The 20,040-nt window shown below is 35.1% G+C and carries 20 protein-coding genes; 6 read left to right on the top strand and 14 right to left on the bottom strand.

What is annotated here, in order from left to right:
* The first annotated feature begins 211 nt into the window (after positions 1-211).
* The 3 genes from CWO92_RS01540 (at position 212) to CWO92_RS26730 (ending at position 1,986) form a co-directional block, all read left to right on the top strand.
* The gene (locus CWO92_RS01540) at positions 212-613 is read left to right on the top strand and encodes a globin domain-containing protein (RefSeq protein WP_101352419.1); all 402 of its coding nucleotides are present in this window, start codon (positions 212-214) and stop codon (positions 611-613) included.
* A complete protein-coding gene (locus tag CWO92_RS01535) occupies positions 610-1,473 on the top strand; it encodes a ClpXP adapter SpxH family protein (RefSeq protein ID WP_233269905.1) in 864 nt (287 codons plus the stop codon). The genes CWO92_RS01540 and CWO92_RS01535 overlap by 4 nt, the downstream gene beginning before the upstream one ends.
* A 288-nt stretch (positions 1,474-1,761) precedes the next feature.
* Positions 1,762-1,986 (top strand): hypothetical protein, encoded by a 225-nt coding sequence (locus CWO92_RS26730; RefSeq protein WP_496197106.1) that lies wholly within the window; start codon positions 1,762-1,764, stop codon positions 1,984-1,986.
* Between the two features lie 68 nt (positions 1,987-2,054).
* Here the strand turns inward: CWO92_RS26730 and pepF are convergent, their stop codons facing one another.
* The 9 genes from pepF to CWO92_RS01485 form a co-directional block, all read right to left on the bottom strand.
* A complete protein-coding gene (gene pepF, locus CWO92_RS01525; protein WP_101352417.1) occupies positions 2,055-3,872 on the bottom strand; it encodes an oligoendopeptidase F in 1,818 nt (605 codons plus the stop codon).
* 87 nt (positions 3,873-3,959) lie between these two features.
* Positions 3,960-5,147: a competence protein CoiA gene (locus CWO92_RS01520; protein ID WP_158176189.1), complete on the bottom strand. Its 1,188-nt coding sequence runs from the start codon at positions 5,145-5,147 to the stop codon at positions 3,960-3,962.
* Between the two features lie 94 nt (positions 5,148-5,241).
* Positions 5,242-5,901, bottom strand: a complete 660-nt coding sequence (mecA, locus tag CWO92_RS01515; RefSeq protein WP_101352415.1) for an adaptor protein MecA — start codon at positions 5,899-5,901, stop codon at positions 5,242-5,244.
* Positions 5,902-6,338: 437 nt separating this feature from the next.
* Positions 6,339-6,734: a transcriptional regulator SpxA gene (gene spxA / locus CWO92_RS01510; RefSeq protein WP_055740776.1), complete on the bottom strand. Its 396-nt coding sequence runs from the start codon at positions 6,732-6,734 to the stop codon at positions 6,339-6,341.
* 493 nt (positions 6,735-7,227) lie between these two features.
* On the bottom strand, positions 7,228-8,166 hold the full coding sequence (locus tag CWO92_RS01505; protein WP_101352414.1) for an ABC transporter ATP-binding protein: 939 nt from the start codon (positions 8,164-8,166) through the stop codon (positions 7,228-7,230).
* Positions 8,159-9,229 carry an ABC transporter ATP-binding protein gene (locus tag CWO92_RS01500; RefSeq protein WP_101352413.1) on the bottom strand — a complete coding sequence of 357 codons (1,071 nt, stop codon included), beginning with the start codon at positions 9,227-9,229 and terminating at the stop codon, positions 8,159-8,161. Before CWO92_RS01500 ends, CWO92_RS01505 begins: the two co-directional genes overlap by 8 nt.
* 16 nt (positions 9,230-9,245) lie before the next feature.
* Positions 9,246-10,262 carry an oligopeptide ABC transporter permease gene (gene opp3C, locus CWO92_RS01495; RefSeq protein ID WP_101352412.1) on the bottom strand — a complete coding sequence of 339 codons (1,017 nt, stop codon included), beginning with the start codon at positions 10,260-10,262 and terminating at the stop codon, positions 9,246-9,248.
* Positions 10,262-11,191 carry an oligopeptide ABC transporter permease gene (gene opp3b / locus CWO92_RS01490; RefSeq protein WP_101352411.1) on the bottom strand — a complete coding sequence of 310 codons (930 nt, stop codon included), beginning with the start codon at positions 11,189-11,191 and terminating at the stop codon, positions 10,262-10,264. Before opp3b ends, opp3C begins: the two co-directional genes overlap by 1 nt.
* Positions 11,192-11,320: 129 nt before the next feature.
* The gene (locus CWO92_RS01485; RefSeq protein WP_101352410.1) at positions 11,321-13,009 is read right to left on the bottom strand and encodes a peptide ABC transporter substrate-binding protein; all 1,689 of its coding nucleotides are present in this window, start codon (positions 13,007-13,009) and stop codon (positions 11,321-11,323) included.
* 317 nt (positions 13,010-13,326) lie between these two features.
* On the opposite strand from CWO92_RS01485, the gene CWO92_RS01480 reads away from it, so the two are divergent.
* A complete protein-coding gene (locus CWO92_RS01480) occupies positions 13,327-13,677 on the top strand; it encodes a DUF3899 domain-containing protein (RefSeq protein WP_158176188.1) in 351 nt (116 codons plus the stop codon).
* A 45-nt stretch (positions 13,678-13,722) separates the two neighbouring features.
* Entirely contained in the window at positions 13,723-14,709 is a 987-nt protein-coding gene (gene trpS / locus CWO92_RS01475) for a tryptophan--tRNA ligase (protein WP_101352408.1), read from the top strand.
* Between the two features lie 190 nt (positions 14,710-14,899).
* On the opposite strand, the gene CWO92_RS01470 is transcribed toward trpS, so the two are convergent.
* From CWO92_RS01470 to CWO92_RS01455, 4 genes are all read right to left on the bottom strand, one after another.
* The gene (locus tag CWO92_RS01470; protein ID WP_101352407.1) at positions 14,900-15,652 is read right to left on the bottom strand and encodes a YjbA family protein; all 753 of its coding nucleotides are present in this window, start codon (positions 15,650-15,652) and stop codon (positions 14,900-14,902) included.
* A 317-nt stretch (positions 15,653-15,969) separates the two neighbouring features.
* Positions 15,970-16,764: a DUF2268 domain-containing putative Zn-dependent protease gene (locus CWO92_RS01465; RefSeq protein WP_233269903.1), complete on the bottom strand. Its 795-nt coding sequence runs from the start codon at positions 16,762-16,764 to the stop codon at positions 15,970-15,972.
* 116 nt (positions 16,765-16,880) lie between these two features.
* Complete coding sequence (fabF, locus tag CWO92_RS01460) at positions 16,881-18,122, bottom strand: beta-ketoacyl-ACP synthase II (protein WP_101352406.1); 1,242 nt, start codon at positions 18,120-18,122, stop codon at positions 16,881-16,883.
* Between the two features lie 82 nt (positions 18,123-18,204).
* Positions 18,205-19,143, bottom strand: a complete 939-nt coding sequence (locus tag CWO92_RS01455; protein WP_101352405.1) for a beta-ketoacyl-ACP synthase III — start codon at positions 19,141-19,143, stop codon at positions 18,205-18,207.
* Positions 19,144-19,396: 253 nt separating this feature from the next.
* Between CWO92_RS01455 and CWO92_RS01450 the strand changes: the two genes are divergently transcribed.
* Positions 19,397-19,771 (top strand): hypothetical protein, encoded by a 375-nt coding sequence (locus tag CWO92_RS01450; protein WP_101352404.1) that lies wholly within the window; start codon positions 19,397-19,399, stop codon positions 19,769-19,771.
* Between the two features lie 52 nt (positions 19,772-19,823).
* Here CWO92_RS01450 and CWO92_RS01445 read toward each other — a convergent pair whose 3' ends face one another.
* Complete coding sequence (locus tag CWO92_RS01445; RefSeq protein ID WP_101352403.1) at positions 19,824-20,009, bottom strand: ComZ family protein; 186 nt, start codon at positions 20,007-20,009, stop codon at positions 19,824-19,826.
* Between the last annotated feature and the right edge of the window lie 31 nt (positions 20,010-20,040).

Here is a 20,040-nt window from a genome sequence, read left to right as displayed (position 1 = left end):
TTTGAGTTATTAATAGGTCATTGCTAAAATAGGTATACATAATACAACTATAAAGGTTTTTTTCTTATATAATGTTGCATTTCGTCTTTTATATAATATCTATTTAAATGTAGCATTTCGAAGCATTTTTCTTATGAAGGATATTTTGATTTTTGACGAAAAGACAACAGCGTATAGGAAAGGAACCGTTATTAAAAGGGGTAATCATCATATGGTAGAGAAGCGTACAGTACCGTATGACATCATAGGGGAAGAAACGTTAAGCAAACTAGTTGATGCGTTTTATTACAGAGTAGCAAGACATCCAGATTTAATCCCCATTTTTCCTGAGGATTTAACAGAAGTGGCTAGAAAGCAGAAACAGTTTTTAACACAATTTTTAGGTGGACCAACTCTATACTCAGATGAGCACGGCCATCCCATGATGAGGGCTAGACATCTTCCTCATGAGATCACACCAAAACGTGCGAAAGCTTGGTTATCCTGTATGAGTGCTGCAATGGACGAAGTCAAGTTAGATGGTTCCATTCGAGAACAATTTTTTTCAAGATTAGTCTTAACTGCCCAACATATGGTGAACACACCTGACACAACAATAGGTGAAGAACATTGAAAGAATTGAATGCTGATACGAATATTCTGAATGGATGTAACCAAGACAAGAAGCCTCTTGAAATATATACATTTGTCGATCCATTATGTCCTGAATGCTGGGCATTGGAACCGGTTATGAAAAAATTATTTATAGAATATGGTTCCTACTTTAGATTAAAGTATGTTTTAAGTTGCAATCTGTCAACCTTAAATCTTAGTGCTAAAAATCATGAATCCATTGCTCAGCTTTGGGAGAAAACAGCCAGTAGAACGGGGATGTCCTGTGATGGAAGTCTCTGGTTTGAAAATCCGATCTCATCACCTTATATTGCTTCTATTGCTATTAAAGCTGCTGAGTTACAAGGAAGACGTGCAGGAAATCGTTTTTTGCGGAAAATACAGGAATTAATTTTTTTAAAAAAACAAAATGTTTCAAACATGGATGTCCTTGTGGAATGTGCCAAAAGTGTTAATTTAGATATTGAGGAGTTCATAAATGATATTCATTCTTCAAGTGCTGCAAAAGCATTTCAATGTGATTTGAAAATCGCATCGGAAATGGAAGTAACCGAAATACCTTCACTTGTTTTCTTTAATGAAAATATTGAAGATGAAGGGTTAAAAATTACCGGCCTTTATCCATATGAAGTATATGTACAAATTATTTATGAGTTATTAGGCGATAAACCGGAGCCTGCACCGCTTCCTCCACTAGAACGATTTCTAAAGCATTACGGGGTTGTAGCATCAAAAGAGATTGCTGTCGTCTATAATATGTCGATTGCCGAGGTTGAAAAAGAACTAAAAAAATATATCTTACAGCAGAAGGTTCTAAAGATACCTGGTAAGTACGGTGCGTTTTGGAAATATAATATGTAAAAATGGATTTGGCAAATTAGCCAAATCCATTTTTATTTTTATATAAAACTTATGGATACACATAAGAAAAAGGCCTTGCAATGCAAGGCCTTTTTCAACACGAACAAAGGGGATGGGAGAAATTTTTCACGGTCAAACAAAGGGGTATATGTTTGCTTGTGATCAACTTCACTTCTAAACTATACCACGTTAAAGCAATTATATGCAAGGGTTTGTTAATTCTTTCACATTATTGTCAAAAAGCTGTTATATTATACCGAAAATGAGAATATATCTCTAAATAGGGGCATGTTTTATATATTACAAAAATACTTCCTAATGAAAGGTGAAACAGCCGTGAGAAAGTATACCCTTTTCTTGCTTATATTATTTATATTCTTCAGTTTTTGGATTAATATCCTTGGATTGATGAAGCTGATACCGATCCTTATAACCTCTCCCATTTTGTTTTTATCTTTATTTTTATTACTCGTTTACCTTAACGGCCGTAATACATTTCGTGGTTTTCACTAATTAGCCGGGTGTATGCCCGGCCAATTTGTTTTCATTTAACTCCGAATGTACAAGGATCTTTGCTTCGCTTATGAAAGTAACTGTTCTAATTCATTTAATTTTTCCTCAAACACTTTAAGAGCAGCTTCGATAGGTTCTGTAGAGGTCATATCAACACCTGCTTTTTTCAACACTTCAATTGGATAATCGGAGCTTCCCGCCTTCAAGAATCCTAAATAGCGCTCTACTGCAGGCTCACCCTCACTTAAAATTTGCGAGCTTAATGCTGTCGCTGCACTGAAACCTGTCGCGTATTGATATACATAGTAGTTGTAGTAAAAATGAGGAATCCTTGACCATTCTAAGCCAATTTCCTCGTCAATAATAATATCTTCTTCACCAAAATACCGTTTATTTAAATCATAGTATTCTTTTGTAAATAATTCAGAAGTAAGTGCTACCCCATTTTGCGCCTTTTGATGGATTAGATGCTCAAATTCAGCAAACATCGTTTGACGGAAAACTGTTCCACGGAAGCCTTCTAAATAATGATTTAATAAATAAATTCGTTTTTTCTCATCGTCAATCGTTTTTAATAAGTAATCATTTAATAAAGCTTCATTGCAGGTTGAGGCAACCTCTGCCACAAAGATAGAATAGTCTCCATAAGGATATGGTTGAGTTTTTCTTGTATAGTAGCTATGCACGCTATGTCCAAATTCGTGAGCAAGTGTAAAGAGATTGTTAACATTATCTTGCCAATTCATTAGAATATATGGATTTGTTCCATATGTGCCAGATGAATAGGCACCACTGCGTTTTCCTTTGTTTTCTACAACGTCTACCCAGCGATTTTCAAATCCTTCACGTAAAACATTTAAATAATCTTCTCCAAGTGGTGCTAAACCTTTCAATACTATCTCTTTTGCTTCTTCATAAGGAATTTTCATTTCCACTTCTTTTACTAATGGTGTATAAAGATCATACATATGCAATTCCTCTACACCTAAAACCTTTTTGCGAAGCTTCACGTATTTATGCAAAAGATGAAGATTTTTATTTACCGTAGTCACTAAATTATCATACACACTCTCAGGAATATTATTATTGGAAAGTGCGGCATGTCTAGCTGAATCATAATGGCGAACTTTTGCAATGAAATTATCTCTTTTTACTTGGCCGCTTAATGTACTGGCAAACGTATTTCGGAATTTTCCATATGTTTCATATACCGCTTTAAAGGCATCATGTCTTACTCTTTGATCGGTACTTTCAAGGAAACGGGAATAACGGCCATGTGTCACTTCCACTTCTTCCCCATTTTCATCCTTAATGGTTGGGAATTCTAAATCGGCATTATTTAGCATTCCAAATGTATTACTTGACGCATCCATTACTTCTGACGCACTTGCAAGCAGCGCTTCTTGCTCAGCAGATAATACATGTGGACGCTGAAGATTAATTTCCTCTAAAGAATGCTCATATAACTGTAGGTCCTTATTTTCGTTAAGATAGTCCTTTAATGTATTTTCATCAATTGAGAGAATTTCTGGAACGACATATGCAAATACACTAGCTGCTTCCGCATACAAACTCTTCATACGGCTATCTAGTCCTTGATAAAAAGAATTTGTCGTATCTTGATCATAACGCATATGAGCATATGTATATAATTTACTTAATCTTTCGAAGACAGTATCTTGAAATTTAAGTCCTTCATATAAATCATTTGCACTTTCTCCGAGCTTGCCTTTAAATTTTGTAGCTTCCTCTGTTAATTTTTTCACTTCTTGATATTCTGTTTCCCAAGCGTCATCCGTTGGAAAGATATCTTCTAATCTCCATGTTAATTCTTCAGGTAAATCCTTACGACTAGGTAATGATTTAGTTGCTGTTTCATTGGTCATGTTCTTTCCTCCATTCCTTCGTGATACGAAAAAAATCCATACAGTATTAAATTCTCCTTGATTTACAAAATTCCTTCTATTTTCCCATCAGAAATCTCCGTATTTCTGAAGAAATTCTTTTTCGTATAAATTTACTTCTTCCATATTCTTTGGAATGGTTATCGTTTTATTCAGCACAAATGTACCTTTCTTCACCTCTTTTAAATAGGTTGAATGAACTAGCATTTGTAAATATAGAAAAATCATTCTGTTTTGATAGCTATGATGCACAAATGGGAGGTCTCTAAATTGTATATAGTGGTATTTCTTCCGAGTTTCAATCGCATCTATAACCTGCGTAAACGTTATTCTTTCACCAATCCTTAAGAATCGCAAACAGTCGCGCCAAATATAAAATTGCCAAACTACAGGATGTGTTTTACAAACCCCCATATAATCCACTGGCAGACCAATAGCAGGTGGTAAAAACAAGGGGTGGCAATAGCATTCATATACGGATAATAGAAAAGGATCTTGAAATGCTTTTCCATAAACTAGTTTTTGCAGTAACCATTTTCGTTTCTGTAAAAACCAGTAAGCATCGACTTTATGTTTTGGCCTAAATGGGTTGGAAAATACTATCGGAAAGGATACTTTTCCTAAGCTAGTATTAGTATACGTGCCTTTAACTTTTCTAGAAGAAATTGGTGAAATATTGCTTAGAAAGTGGAATTGTTGTGCCTGTGGTGTATAACTGAGAAGGGTTAAACCGAATGTTTCGCTAGCTTGAATGAATGACCAAAAAAAATCATTTAATTGAAAATATCCACCCTTTCTATTCTGAAATGGGTATCCACCTATAATCCAAATTGGCTTAATGTGATGGGTTTCATATCCATTCGTACGACTATTTAGTGTCTTTAGAGAAATTGGCGAGCATTGATATTCAATAGCAAACCACTGCCCATTTCTTTTGACCAAAATATCAGGACGCTGGTTTAGTTTTGGCAAAAATCTCTCTAAATGGACCTTATAGCCCTGATTTAGAAGCCAAAAATATAAATCCGCCTTCCCTAGCATATGTTGAATACTTTCCGGTTCTGAAATATAAGTGCATTTCGAAGATTTTTGATGGGAAAAATGAGGAATTTTTTGTGATCCAGCTTTTAAATTAACACGTTCCCTACAAACTGGACAATAAAATAAAACTTTCTTCTTTAGTTCATGTAAATATTGAATATCTTTCCTACCGGCTAAATTATAGACTTTTCCATCTTTTGTTTGTGCAGTTAGCATGACATCCCTCCTTCCTAGTCTATATTCCATTCGCTTTCGCAAATTCCTCTAAAAAAAGATAAAAAATAAAATCCGATTAACAAACCATCGGATTTTATTTAAAGTATTCATTTATTTTATCAAATACATCTTTTTCAATAATGGTGTTTCCATATTCCTCCAAGCGATGCACGGTATATGTCGATTCTTCTCCATATTCGAGTAAAATACTTAATATATTATCTATTTCTTCTTCCTCTAATAGTTCATCGATAAATTCTACATAAAGATAATATTTATTATTATAAGAGAATAATTTTGTCTTAATGCTATCTAGACCGTTCCTCTTAGACAATGATATAACGTCTTCAAAGTCTCTAAAGGAAACCATAAATTCTAATAAATCATCTTCGTTATCCTGCATTGGCCTGGAATGAAAATGTTCGTCTAAAAATTCCTCTATTTGCTCATTGATAGGAAAATCTTTTAATTTATCCTCTGGTATAGGAAGTTCAAACCTTTGACCATCCTTTGAAAGTTGAGCTTTTGTAACGAGTACTTCTAGGCCTTTTTCCATTGCCTGTACTTGAATCCAGAGTGGACCTTCTGGAACAAATTCCTCTTCATGATGAATTTCATCCATCATTTCCCAGAACAATTCCTCGCTTCTTTCACGATTGTACCATATTTCTTCGCGATCAAAGCCTCTTTCTTCAATATCTAAATATGATATATAAAATTTAACCGTATTTTCATTAATTCTTTCGATATCCATACATCAACTCTCCCTTCTGTTTAAAAGTGTTGAACGGACATCTTACTAAAAAGATCAGTGATATTAATATTGTTTACACCTTGTACTCTTATTCTATGATAAAAGTGCGATAAATGGAAATAAAATTACTCCCAATTTTAAAAAATCCACAAATACCTAAATAAATTATTATTCTGCTTATTTTAACGGAAATTCTGAAAATTTTCAAGATGTAATGATTAAAAAATGATCCAATTAAAACATATGATAATCAGTTTGCCCGTTTCCGTCATGTATATGCGAATACAACCACTTTTAACTAATTATTGACATAAAAACGCCTTTATTCTTTCGAATAAAAGGCGTTATATATAGTAGATAAGATTATTATTCAGCAATGTTCTTATCGATATCCAAACATTCGAATGAGAAACTCAATGTGAAAGCTAACTTAATTATCAATTAACAAGTTTTTGAGCTTCACGAAGCTGAAACGTACGTACCTTGCGAGGTAAGAATCTCCGAATTTCATCTTCATTATATCCAACCTGAAGTCTCTTTTCATCCAAGATTATTGGTCTTCTTAATAATCCGGGATTTTTTTGAATTAGGTTAAACAGATCTGGCAAAGGTAATGTTTCTAAATCTACATTAAGCTTTTGAAATGTCTTAGACCTTGTAGAAATGATTTCATCTGTGCCATCCTCTGTCATTCGAAGGATTTCTTTAATTTCTTCCAGGCTCAGTGGTTCTGAAAAAATATTGCGCTCTTTATATGAAATATTATTTTCTTCAAGCCAGCTTCTTGCTTTTCTACATGATGTACAACTTGGTGAAGTGTATAATGTTACCATATATCATTCCACACTCCTTATATTTTTTAATGATTCACCAATTTCGGTTACCATTCTTAATTTAAAATTACTTTAATAAAGAAATCTATATTATGTATTATACACTATATGGACTTCCATGAATATACTTTTTGAAAAATTGATGTGACCATCATGAAATCATGACTTTTTTGTGAATTGCTTATACTTGTATATGCCCCCTCTTCCGTTTCGTTAAACATATTATAGATCCTCAACATTAAAATAACCTTAAAATGATTCTCAATTTCAGTTAAATATTTGAAAATTCATTACTGTAATCAATAAAAAAATAAATAAATCGACCCAATTCAGGTCGATTTATTTGTCTAAATTCAGGACCTATCAACTAACAAACTTCCAATCTCCTCCCAGAATTAGGTCAACATCGGTTCCCATACCTGTTAACCGTGTTTCCCCTTATCTTGATGAAGCCCTGTAGTTTGTACATCGATGAACAGGTCCTTTCATTTATCTACTTATATAAAGCTTTATATTGTTTAAGTTCCTTCTCCGAGCAGTAAACAAAATGTCCAGGCGCAACTTCCCGCATTTTTACCTCTTCACCGTCCGCATATTGGTGGATCTTCGGATCATACGTTTTTCTAATACGTGAGCGTTCATAATCCGGATCTGGAAGCGGAATCGCAGAAAGTAGTGATTGTGTATATGGGTGCATTGGATTATTGTACAAATCATCAGCAGGTGCTAATTCTACTAACTTTCCAAAATACATTACCCCGATGCGGTCGCTAATATATTTCACCATTGACAAATCATGGGCGATAAATAAATAAGTAAGCCCTTTTTCTTTCTGAAGTTTTTTCAATAGGTTAACAACTTGAGCTTGAATGGACACATCTAGTGCGGAAATTGGCTCATCAGCAATTATAAATTCAGGTTCTACTGCTAATGCCCGCGCAATTCCAATACGTTGTCTTTGTCCCCCAGAAAATTCATGAGGATATCGGTTGGCATGCTCTCTGTTTAAACCAACTGTTTCAAGCAGACTATAAACCCTATTCATTCTATCTTCTTTGGATTTAGCTAATCCATGTATATCGATACCCTCTGCAATAATATCAGCAATCTTCATTCTCGGATTCAAAGATGCTTGCGGATCCTGGAAAATCATTTGCATTTTCTGATTAAATTTCTTTAACTCTGCTCGAGTTTTTTTGGCATGAACATTTTCCCCATTATATAATACTTCACCATCTGTAGCATTATATAAACGGATGATTGTTCTGCCTGTTGTCGATTTTCCGCATCCGGATTCACCAACAAGTCCCAGCGTTTCTCCCTTATATATATCAAAGGAAATATCGTCAATAGCTTTTACTTCATTTGCTTTTCCTTTATTAAAATACTGCTTTAAATGTTTTATCTCCAATAACTTTTCATTGCTAGACATTCTTTACAACCTCCTTACTCGGAGTAGAATCTGTCTCATTATGGAATTTTCGCATACGCTTTTTAACAGCAGTAGGCGGCTCAACCTTTGGTGCATTTGGATGCAATAACCAGGTTGCTGCATAATGAGTGTCTGATATTTTAAACATTGGCGGTTGCTTTTCCAAGTCTATTTTCATCGCGTATTCATTACGAGCTGCAAAAGCATCTCCAACTGGCGGGTTCAATAAATCGGGAGGTGTACCGGGTATCGCATATAATTCTTCATCCTCCGCATCCAAGCTTGGCATGGAGCTTATTAATCCCCATGTATATGGATGTTGCGGGTTGTAGAAAATTTCATCGACTGTTCCAACTTCCACGATTTTTCCACCATACATAACGGCTACACGGTCTGCTACATTTGCTACTACTCCTAAGTCATGTGTAATGAATATAATAGAAGTGTTAATTTTTTTCTGCAAATCCTTCATTAACTCTAATATTTGTGCTTGAATGGTTACATCCAAAGCTGTCGTAGGCTCGTCTGCTATAAGGATTTTAGGATTACAAGCCAATGCAATTGCAATTACGACACGTTGTCTCATACCGCCTGAAAATTGATGGGGGTATTGTTTAAACCGAATCTCTGCTTTTGGAATACCAACCAATTTCAATAGCTCTATAACACGTTTTTTTGCTTCATGCTTACTTAATTTTTGATGTTTTAATAACGGCTCCATAATCTGCTTGCCAACTGTCATAGTTGGATTTAAAGATGTCATTGGATCCTGAAATATCATAGATATTTCTTTTCCTCTAATCTTTTGCATTTCTTTTTCCGACATCTTTGTTATATCTTTACCTTCAAATAATATTTCGCCCGCTTTAAATTCGGAATTATGTTTAGGTAATAATCTCATGATTGACTTTGTGGTTACAGATTTACCGGAACCAGATTCTCCTACTATAGCAAGAGTCTCGCCCTCGTTTAATTCGAAGTTTACACCGCGAATTGCCTGAACCTCACCAGCAAAGGTATGGAACGAGATATGAAGATCGTTTACCTCTAATATTTTGCCCATTTATTTCACCCCACTTTTAATCACGCATCTTCGGATCTAGTGCATCACGAAGGCCATCGGCTAATAAGTTGAACGCAATCATAATAATACTTAGGATAGCGGCCGGGAAAAGCATTTGATATGGAAGGAATCTAAGCACTTTATATCCGTCTTCTATTAGAGTACCTAATGAAGCAGTCGGTGCTTGAAGACCCAAACCAATAAAGCTTAAGAAAGATTCAAAGAATATTGCACTCGGAATGATAAACATTGTATTGATAATAATAACGCTGGCCATATTAGGTATTAAATGTTTGAAAATGATCTTACCATCTTTAGCCCCTAGTGTTTTGGCAGCTAATACATATTCCTGAGATTTCAACTTTAAAATTTGTCCACGAACAACCCGTGCCATACCTACCCATCCTGTGATGGTCAAGGCAACTGTAATGGAGATAATTCCAGGCTGTAATACTAATATCATGAGGATTACAACTACTAAATCAGGAATACCTGATAAAATTTCAATAATCCTTTGCATAATATTGTCTACTTTACCTCCGTAATATCCTGAAATAGCACCATATGCAACACCAATCAACATATTAATAGCTGCTGCTAGAAATGCTATATATAAAGAGATGCGAGTTCCTTTCCATACACGGGTGAAAAGATCACGACCTAATGAATCCGTTCCAAACCAATAATAATCTTTAATGCCTTTTTGCTCATAAAGATTTACTTTTTGTCCTGCAACTGTTTGTGTTCCATCGAAAATTCCCATTTTTTCAAGACCAGGTATACGCGGAGGCAGGTTGGCTTTTGCCAGATTTTGATCATTAAATCCATAATGGTTAATATGTGGTCCAATAAATGCCATTATGATTAGGATTATAAGCAAAACCATGCTTACAATAGCACCTTTATTTTTACGAACACGAAGCCACGCATCTTGCCAAAATGTTAAGCTTGGCTTTTCGATAACTTCTCCTTTTCCTGTATCTATGTGGGCGGGTTGAAATTGTTCTGGTGAAATTTTTTCTTCTACTATCATTATTTTTTCCCTCCCGATAAACGAATCCGTGGGTCAATTACTCCATATAGTAAGTCTACGATTAAAATGATAACGACTAACATAATAGCAAATAGTAACGTAGTACCCATAATGATTCCGTAGTCATTTGTCATAATCGATTGAACGAATTGGTTACCGATTCCTGGAATAGAAAAAATATTTTCAATAACAAGGGAACCAGTCATTAAACCGACTGCAAGTGGACCCAAAACAGTGATTAACGGAATTAATGCATTTCTGAAACCATGCTTAAATGCAATTTCAAAAGAACTTGCTCCTTTTGCTCTTGCTAATACAATGTAATCAGAACTTAAAACATCTATCATCTCTGTTCGCATAAATCTTGCCGCGGTCGCTATTGGGAACATGGCCAACGCAATTGTTGGGAGAATCGTATAAGAGAAACCGTTCCAATAAGCAACCGGCAACCATTGTAACTTAGCTCCAATCCATAATTGCAATACTGCTGCAAATACGAATGAAGGAATAGATTTTCCAAGAACGGCGATAAAAGTGCTTCCATAATCCAACCACGTATTTTGCTTCAATGCTGCCAATACACCTAAGAGTATACCGACTATCGTACCAAAAACTAATGCTTCAATACCCAAAGTTACGGATGGACCGATGCGTTCGGCAATAAGTGTGGAAACATCGCGGTTATCAAATTGGAAAGAAGTACCTAAGTCTCCCTTTAATAGATTCAACATATAATGAGCATATTGTACAGGTACGGGTTCATTTAATCCGTATTTCTCATTCATTATGTGAATCTGATCAGGTGATAGTTTTGCCTGAGCGCTAAAAGGAGTTCCCGGCATTAGCTTCATGAGGAAAAACGTGATAGAAGCGATGAGAAATATTGTAATTATCATATATATAACACGTTGAAGAAAATATTTCGCCATTACTGCACCTCCTAAGGAACCTTTCAATAAATTAAAAAAATTCGTCAAAGTTCGACAACTTTAATGCAGGGAAAAAGAGAGTACAACTCTCATATACTCTCTTTCCATCCATACTTGTTAGTTCAAAAATTATTTTTGAATAGAAGCCCACTTGTAACTGTAATCAGGTCCAAATGGATGTTTTACAATACCTTTTACATATGGTTTTTGTAAAACCGCAAGTGCTCTTTGATATACAGGAGCAATTGCTGCATCTTTATCAAGTAGAATTTTTTCTGCATCTAATTGCATTTGAATATATTGTTCAGATGAGACACCTTTACCAAGTTTTGTATAAGCATCATTGACTAACTTATCATAAGCAGGGTCAGAATATCCCATTCTGTTTTGATCTCCACCTGTTATAAATAGATTAGAGAAAGTGTATAAATCTTGATAATCTGGACCCCATCCAGCAAATTCAATATCATAATCTTGTTTCGTATCACGATCTAAGCGAACTTTAAATGGAAGTTGGCTTAATTTAATTGATAATCCTGGTAAATTCTTTTCTAACTGACCTTTTAGGTATTCATCCATTTTCTTAGAATTTTCAGTATCATCACCTAATAATTCTAATGTCACGGTAGATTTCCCTATCTCTTTCAAGCCTTTTTTCCAAAGTTCTGTTGCTTTTTTAGCATCATATTTTAGAATATCACCATTCGCTTTGCGAACATCTTCACCCTCACCATTAGGTTTGGTTGTAGTGAAATTCTTCGGATATAAACCATTTGCTGCGATTGAACCGTTAGCAAGAATAGTGTCAGCCATCGCTTTTTTATCAAATGCCATTGCAATTGCTTTTCGGATATTTACGTTTGCAAGTACTGTCTTTTTGTTTGCACGTTCTTGGTTAAATTTCAAATAGAACACAGTTGGTTCCGGTAAAACTTTATAATCTGGACTGTTTTTGAGTTGAGCTGCATATTCTCCGCTCAAGATACCCCAATCAAGCTTGCTTGTATCATATAGATTCACTACTGTTCCTGGATCTTTAACCACATTTACATTGATTTGAGAAAGTTTTACAGTATCTTTATCCCAATAATTTGGGTTCTTTTCATAAGTCCAAGTATCTCCTGTTCCGTTCCATTTTGTTAAAGTAAACGGACCATTGTAAATCATGTTATCACTATTAGTAGCATATTCTTTCCCTTTAGATTCCACATATTTTTGATTCATTGGGTAGAATAACGGGAATGTCATTAATGACTCAAAATAGTTGATAGGGTGCTCTAACGTTACCTCAAGTGTTTTATCATCGATAGCTTTTACACCTAACTCTTCAGGTTTTTTCTTATTAGCTGCAATTTCGCTAGCGTTTTTAATAACGCCACCCATCATATATGCTCCATATGGTGAAGCATTTTTTGGATCGATAGCTTGTCTCCATGCATAAACGAAGTCGTTAGCTGTTACCGGATCCCCATTTGACCATTTAGCATCACGAATTTTGAATGTATATACTGTTTTATCAGCATTTACGGTTGGTTCAGCAGCTGCCATACCAAGTGTTGGTTTATTATTTTGATCAAGTCTCATTAACCCTTCAAATACTTGGTTCATTACATTATATGAGGCAGCATCTTGTGCCATATAAGTATTCATTGTTGGAATTTCTGCAGTTTCCATAATGTTCAGAACTTGTTTAGCGTTGCTGTCTGAACTTCCAGCATTGCTTGTATCCTTACTCTTAGTGCCACAGGCTCCTAGAATCATGCTAAGAACTAATGAAAGAGCAAGTAGAATTCCTAATCTACCTTTCGTCTTTCTCATGATGTTCCTCCCTTTTCCTATTTTTCTGAAAACTTTCTACATTGTCTATTATACATATTTTTTTGAATTTGTACATTAATTATTTTAAAAAAATAAAATTCAAAATATTCGTGTACATATTTTTACCAAAAGATATTAAAATTTACAGCTCTTTTCATTCTAATTAGATTCTTTTGAAATGATGAAATTGTCGAATATTGTATTTTAAAACCTAACTTAGTTGATTATTTTTTCTGTAATATTTATTCTTTTATTATGGCTCTTTTTAAATGTTGATTTTATAAAAGTTGCTCCAGCCTATTATTGAGGTGATTTTCTTGATTAAAAAACTTATCTGGTGGTTTTTTCCCTCGCAAATATTAGTGTTTTTGATATCATTTATTAAATATCGCTCGATTGGATTGGTTCAATATATAAATATTTCCTTCATTATCGGAGGGATTTTACTATTTATATCCATTGCCATCTTTCTTCTAAATACTGGTTTTTTTGATGTAACGGTAGAGGGATTTAGGAGAGTGTTTAATAAAAATAAGTTAACCAAAGAAGAATTAGATGATTTAAGACCGGTATCAGAGGTAATTACATTTAATTATCTGCCAATGCTTATAAATGGTCTGATTATGTTGTTTCTAATGGCTTTCGCTTTAATTCTCTATTATTATTGAAAAAAGAATAGAATTTTTAAAAATCTCTTGTTTGGAGGAAACTACATGAAAACTATATTTTCAGGTATTCAGCCAAGTGGAACAATAACACTTGGCAACTATATTGGTGCATTAAAACAATTCGTTGAATTACAAGAAGAATTCAATTGTTATTTCTGTATCGTAGATCAACATGCGATTACAGTCCCTCAAGATCGCTTGCAATTACGAAAAAATATAAAAAGTCTTGCAGCGCTTTATTTAGCCGTAGGAATAGATCCAAATAAGGTCACACTCTTTATACAATCAGAAGTACCTGCACATGCGCAGGCGGGCTGGATGTTACAATGTGTCTCTTACATAGGTGAGTTAGAAAGAATGACTCAATTTAAAGATAAATCCTCTGGAAAGGAGGCAGTTTCAGCCGGATTATTAACCTATCCGCCTCTAATGGCTGCAGATATTCTTCTATATGGTACTGATTTAGTTCCTGTGGGAGAAGATCAAAAGCAGCATTTGGAATTAACGAGAGATTTGGCTGAAAGATTTAACAAAAAATATAATGATATATTTACGATACCCGAAATTAGCATTCCAAAAGTTGGCGCTAGAATAATGTCCTTGCAGGATCCATCAAAGAAAATGAGTAAATCAGATCCAAATTCAAAAGCATTTATCTCTCTACTAGATGATGCAAAAACGATTGAAAAGAAGATTAAAAGCTCCGTTACTGATTCCGATGGGATTGTAAAGTACGACAAAGAAAAGAAACCTGGCATTTCCAACTTGCTCTCTATCTATTCTATACTAGGGGGTATATCTATTAGTGACATTGAAGAAAAATATGTTGGAAAGGGATATGGAGATTTTAAAGCTGATTTAGCAAATGTCGTAATTGAAGCTTTGACACCAATTCAAGAAAAATATCATGCTTTAGTTGATTCAGAGGAATTGGATAATATTTTAGACATGGGCGCTGAAAAAGCAAATGCAACAGCTACAAAAATGCTTAAGAAAATGGAAAATGCAATGGGATTAGGAAGAAAAAGATAAAAGCATTGATTACCGTTGGACGGATGAGTTTTAAATTTACCTGTAGAGTATTATGTAGGAAATAAATAGGGTAGTTTATGACATATTCATAAGGAGAGTACGCAGAAATGCCGGACAAAGACTATCCTATTTTATAAGCCAAATATTTTAGATAAAAAAGAACTGGTGCTTGTCCAGTTCTTTTTTATGTTTATAAGAGTTCGCTTTTGGAGCCATTTTCCATCTCCCAGAGTTTTTCAAAGAATGGTTGACCCTTTATGATATTTTCACATAAATTTGCATGCTTTTTTGACCAGCCGATTTTTACTTCTGTATAAAGTCTTTCCCACACTGTTTCAAATTTCATGTTTTGAATTTCTTGATAGCATTCAGGTGCCCATTCCGTATACCAATACCGAATCTCTGCAGTATTCTTGGATGAATATAACTGATCTAAAGCCATAAATAACAGTTGTTTTAATTGTCTTTCTTTTCTTGTTAAACCGTTCATTAAATATGGTTCAGGAGAGAGAATATGATATCCTTTGTCGTTTTTTTTGATTTCAAATTTGTAAGAGATTGGTTCATGATCTTGAATCATCTCATATACCAGCTGCTCTTGTCTTGGTATTAGCCTACTTTTCCGAATCGGAATTTGATAACCAATGGTATCCACTGCCAAAATTCCCTTCCCATCTGTTACGACAAAACAATAATCTACTTGAATACGTTCATGATTCTTTCGTAGATATGCCTTTTGATAAATATCATTTAACAATCCCTGCGGAAGTTCTCCTAAGTCATTTTCTATGTAATTAAATAAAACAGAATCAACTAGCAGCAGTGGAACTTGATCCAATAGTTCAATAACATCATCTCTGCGCCATTCATGAAAATGGCATACGTTATAACCATTCTCTTCCCCTTCAAACCAATTCACCCATACATCATGAAGATACAGCATTTCACTAACCCCTCGCTTCATTACTGTTTATCAAACAGTATAGGCAGCCTGTAGTTAAATTATTCCTTTATCTCCGTTGTTCATGATGAAATTATTTATTGAAGTTTAGGTTGTACAGACACTGGCTCGTTATCTATGACAAAATGGCATCATTTCATCAGATTGCGGACTTAAGATCCGTTATATGCAAAAAATGCAGTTACCTTCCCTCTTTTATCCCTATAACGGATTCTGTGTTTTTTAATCCCTGAATGGTCTGGTTATTAAAAAGAGCGGATTCTATGTCCGCTGAATGTTAAGGTTATTACCTCGAACCTTTATTGTAAAAAATTATCTATCAGCAAATCTTCAGAAGGAGCAGATATTGTTCGCTCAATGGAGAATTCATGGTATTTTTTATACTCTGAAATGATTTTATATCCAATCGCATATCCCATCATTCGTGGAACAAACTTCCTGCCAAATAGAAGATCATCATGCATCCAATTTCTTCTGTTAATCGTAAGCCGTTCTTTAAAATCACTTTTCCAAAATCTCTGTAAGTGTCTTTCCGAATAACCTCTTGTCCACTCGGCTAAGTATTCTTCTCCACAATATTCTTCCACTGCGGTTTCTGCCAATCCTTCTAGAATCAGTGAATCCAGTAATGTGTAGTCTAATGGTCTCTTGTTTAGATGGTGCATTCTGGTAGCGTGATGATATTCGTGAACAAAGAGAGCTTCTAATTCCTTTGAATCTTGAAGAGGAGAAAGAAATAAATAAAGATTTTTTTCAAATGTAACTCCCGATTTACCATTTGTTTGTCTAATTAATTGTCGATTTGCACCATTTATTGGGAAAATATAAATATTTACTTCCGGACCATTCCATAACTTTTTATATTTATCATATAGTCGATCTACCTTTTGCCAATACGATCCTTTTTTCAGTGCTTCAAAAATATTTTTATTAAAATTTGATGGCTGGTACATTCCGAAACCTTTTAAATATTGATAAAAGCCCCGATTTCTTTTTTCATTTGAACTCCCTTTTGACTTTGAGAGCATTTCTTCTGGATTGTAAAAAGATTCGTCTAACCATTTATCTGTCCTAATTACCCCATATTGATTCACCTCCACCTCCCTTTCAGTATATGTTTTCAGTATAAAAAAGCACCGGTGCCTCGCCTATTGAAACTTTGATTTAAAAAAAGAGATAGGCGTTTATCACCTATCTCTTTACGGGTTATTTATTTTTCAAACTTTTTAAATATAATGGTTGCATTATGGCCGCCAAATCCAAGTGAATTACTTAGCGCTATGGAGATATCTTGCTTTCTAGCTTCTCCAGGTACATAGTCCAAATCACACTCAGGATCTGGTGTTTCAATGTTGATAGTCGGAGGGAGAATGCCATCTTTAATAGCTAAGATGGAGAATATTGCTTCCACACCGCCTGCTGCGCCTAGCAAGTGTCCTGTCATAGATTTGGTAGAACTTACTGGTAATTTATATGCGTAGTCCCCGAAAACGGTTTTTATAGCCATTGTTTCAAATTTATCATTGTAATCCGTACTTGTTCCATGGGCATTGATATAATCAATATCCTCTGGATTTAGTTTGGCATCTTCAATAGCCATTTTCATGGCACGAACTCCACCTTCTCCGCCTGGTGCAGGTGCAGTAATATGATGAGCATCACCTGTTGCTCCATAGCCAACGATTTCCGCATAAATCTTCGCACCACGTGCTAAAGCATGCTCTAATTCTTCCAGAACAATGATTCCAGAGCCTTCGCCAATGACGAAACCATCACGATTTATATCAAATGGACGACTTGCCGTTTGCGGGTCAGGATTAGTTGATAGTGCTTTATTTGCACAGAAGCCTGCAACAGACATTCTTGTGATTGGTGCCTCCGTCCCCCCTGTAATCATTACATCCGCATCCCCACGTTGGATTACTTTAAAAGCATCACCAATGGAGTTTGTTCCGGTTGCACAAGCTGTTACGGTACAAGAGTTAATGCCTTTTGCCCCTAGAAAAATAGAAACTTGTCCAGCAGCCATATCCGGAATCATCATTGGAACAAAGAATGGACTGACACGACGATGTCCCTTTTCAAGGAAAATCTCAAATTGATTTTCAAATGTTTCCATTCCGCCTATTCCGGAACCAATCCAAACTCCAACACGTGAAGCATTATCGTCATTGATTGTTAAATCCGCATCTTTCACAGCCATCATGGATGCTGCAATTGCATAATGTGTAAAACGGTCCATTTTTCTGGCTTCTTTTTTCTCAATAAAGTTTTCAATATTAAAATCTTTTACTTCTGCTGCTACTTTTGCAGGAAAATCATCTGCATTTATTCTCGTTAATGGACCAATCCCCGATTTTCCTTCTAGAATATTCTTCCATGCAGTATCTACATCATTTCCGACAGGAGTGACTGCTCCTAGTCCAGTTACGACAACACGTCGATTATTCATTTATATCCATCTCCTTTTTGTATAAAACAAGAAGATTGCAAATCTATTTCTCTAATCCAGTTTAATCTTCTTATTAGTATTTTTATCTTCCCCATCTTAAAGCGATCGAACCCCAAGTAAGGCCACCGCCAAAACCAACAAGAACCACTACATCATCATCTTTAATTCTTCCTGCTTCAACATCCTCTACAAGGGAAATAGGTATAGAGGCTGAAGAAGTATTTCCATATTTATTTACTGTTTTAGACATTTTTTCGATTGGGAGTTCAAGGCGTTGTCTTGCAGATTCCATAATGCGGATGTTTGCTTGATGTGGGATTAGGAAATTTACATCTTCCTTTTTAAGTCCTGCTTTTTCAATTACTTTTTCACTGGACTCTCCCATTTGTCTTACTGCAAACTTAAATACTTCACGTCCATTCATTATGATATGACCATTTTTATCTTCATACAAATGTTTTGCTCCGATTCCTGCAGCACCTAAATCAAACGCAAGTATGCCTCTTCCTTCGGAAACAGGTCCCAACACAGCAGCACCAGCACCATCACCGAAAAGAACTGCAGTGTTGCGATCCTCCCAGTTAGTAATTTTGGAAAGTTTCTCAACCCCAATCACTAGCACATGTTTATACGTATTGGTTTCAATAAATTGTTTTGCTGTAACTACTCCGTACATAAAACCAGAGCAAGCAGCACTAATATCCATAGCTGCAGCTTTTGTTGCTCCCAAGCGATCCTGAAGGAGGCATGCAACAGATGGGAAAGGCATATCAGGTGTTACCGTTGCAACTAATATGAGGTCAATATCCTCTGCAGATACATTTGCATTTTCTAATGCTTTTAACGCTGCCTCATAAGCCATATCTGAAGTATCGATTTCGTCAGGTGCAATGCGTCTTTCCTCTATTCCTGTGCGTGTCCGAATCCATTCATCTGAAGTGTCCACCATTTTTTCCAAATCAAAATTTGTTAAAACCTTTTCAGGGCTATATTTCCCAATTCCAATTATTCCTGCATTCATGTGGCCTTACCCTCTTTCTGCAAAATAATCATTTACTCATCTTATTTTGACTTTTCATAATCTAAAGCTATTGCATAGCTACTGGTACTATGATGATGTACAAAAACAATTAAAACTAAGTATCAATTATTATGACCTGCTACTAATTATAACAGGGTGACCCTTTTTTGTCACTCCGATAGTTCATTATGACAACTGTCTATTCTCTTCATTCAGTTAATGCATATCGTATCATGACAGGAGGTGTCTGTGAATGAGCGAGGAAGAACTGAATCAAAGTGGTGAAGAATTGGAAGCGGAAATAGGACAGCAACCAACTCAACAACAATCTACAAAACAAGTGGAAAATTCTCGTCCACTCCATCCTTTCGATAGCATGTTTTTTGGAAATAGAAACCGAAACATTCATAACGAGAGACAAAATGGTACACAACCTGAAGCAAATAATTCTTCCCAAATGGAAGGGTGGCTAAATGGTATTCTAAATAACAAACATTTGAACAATGTCAATATAGATGAATTAATGACCCATGTCGATCAGTTAATTGTCTCTTTAAACGAATTAAAACCAATGTTTAAAAAAGTCGCACCGATGATTCAAAGCATGATACAAAAAGAAAAAGAGTGATATTTAAAGAAAAAAATCAGCATTCATCATTTGCTGATTTTTTTCTTTTTCACTATTCTTGTAATGCGTCTTTTTTTCCTAATTCATATGCTTCATTCATGACATTAGTAAACAGTTCCATAAAAGGAGACAGCATTTCAAGAGATAATTCAATTCCTGCTTCATCTAATTTCGCCTTTGCCTCTGGCAAATATTTCATTGCTATTTGCATAAATTCCATCGATTTATCTTGGTTCATATTAACCCTACTCCTCCTGAGACATCTTTTG

It is taken from the genome of Heyndrickxia camelliae, from assembly GCF_002844575.1.
Lineage (GTDB): Bacteria > Bacillota > Bacilli > Bacillales > Bacillaceae_C > Margalitia > Margalitia camelliae.
Note: the sequence above shows the minus strand (reverse complement) of the source record. Positions and strands in the feature narration are given on the sequence as shown.

Coding starts and splice junctions, on each gene's coding strand:
- CWO92_RS01505 (WP_101352414.1), bottom strand. CDS start 8,166: ATGTCTAGCAATGAAAAGTTATTGGAGATAAAACATTTAAAGCAGTAT.
- CWO92_RS26730 (WP_496197106.1), top strand. CDS start 1,762: ATGTTTTATATATTACAAAAATACTTCCTAATGAAAGGTGAAACAGCC.
- pepF (WP_101352417.1), bottom strand. CDS start 3,872: ATGACCAATGAAACAGCAACTAAATCATTACCTAGTCGTAAGGATTTA.
- spxA (WP_055740776.1), bottom strand. CDS start 6,734: ATGGTAACATTATACACTTCACCAAGTTGTACATCATGTAGAAAAGCA.
- CWO92_RS01455 (WP_101352405.1), bottom strand. CDS start 19,143: ATGAATGCAGGAATAATTGGAATTGGGAAATATAGCCCTGAAAAGGTT.
- CWO92_RS01500 (WP_101352413.1), bottom strand. CDS start 9,229: ATGGGCAAAATATTAGAGGTAAACGATCTTCATATCTCGTTCCATACC.
- CWO92_RS01520 (WP_158176189.1), bottom strand. CDS start 5,147: ATGCTAACTGCACAAACAAAAGATGGAAAAGTCTATAATTTAGCCGGT.
- CWO92_RS01450 (WP_101352404.1), top strand. CDS start 19,397: ATGAGCGAGGAAGAACTGAATCAAAGTGGTGAAGAATTGGAAGCGGAA.
- CWO92_RS01470 (WP_101352407.1), bottom strand. CDS start 15,652: ATGCTGTATCTTCATGATGTATGGGTGAATTGGTTTGAAGGGGAAGAG.
- trpS (WP_101352408.1), top strand. CDS start 13,723: ATGAAAACTATATTTTCAGGTATTCAGCCAAGTGGAACAATAACACTT.
- mecA (WP_101352415.1), bottom strand. CDS start 5,901: ATGGATATCGAAAGAATTAATGAAAATACGGTTAAATTTTATATATCA.
- CWO92_RS01540 (WP_101352419.1), top strand. CDS start 212: ATGGTAGAGAAGCGTACAGTACCGTATGACATCATAGGGGAAGAAACG.
- opp3b (WP_101352411.1), bottom strand. CDS start 11,191: ATGGCGAAATATTTTCTTCAACGTGTTATATATATGATAATTACAATA.
- CWO92_RS01445 (WP_101352403.1), bottom strand. CDS start 20,009: ATGAACCAAGATAAATCGATGGAATTTATGCAAATAGCAATGAAATAT.
- opp3C (WP_101352412.1), bottom strand. CDS start 10,262: ATGATAGTAGAAGAAAAAATTTCACCAGAACAATTTCAACCCGCCCAC.
- CWO92_RS01485 (WP_101352410.1), bottom strand. CDS start 13,009: ATGAGAAAGACGAAAGGTAGATTAGGAATTCTACTTGCTCTTTCATTA.
- fabF (WP_101352406.1), bottom strand. CDS start 18,122: ATGAATAATCGACGTGTTGTCGTAACTGGACTAGGAGCAGTCACTCCT.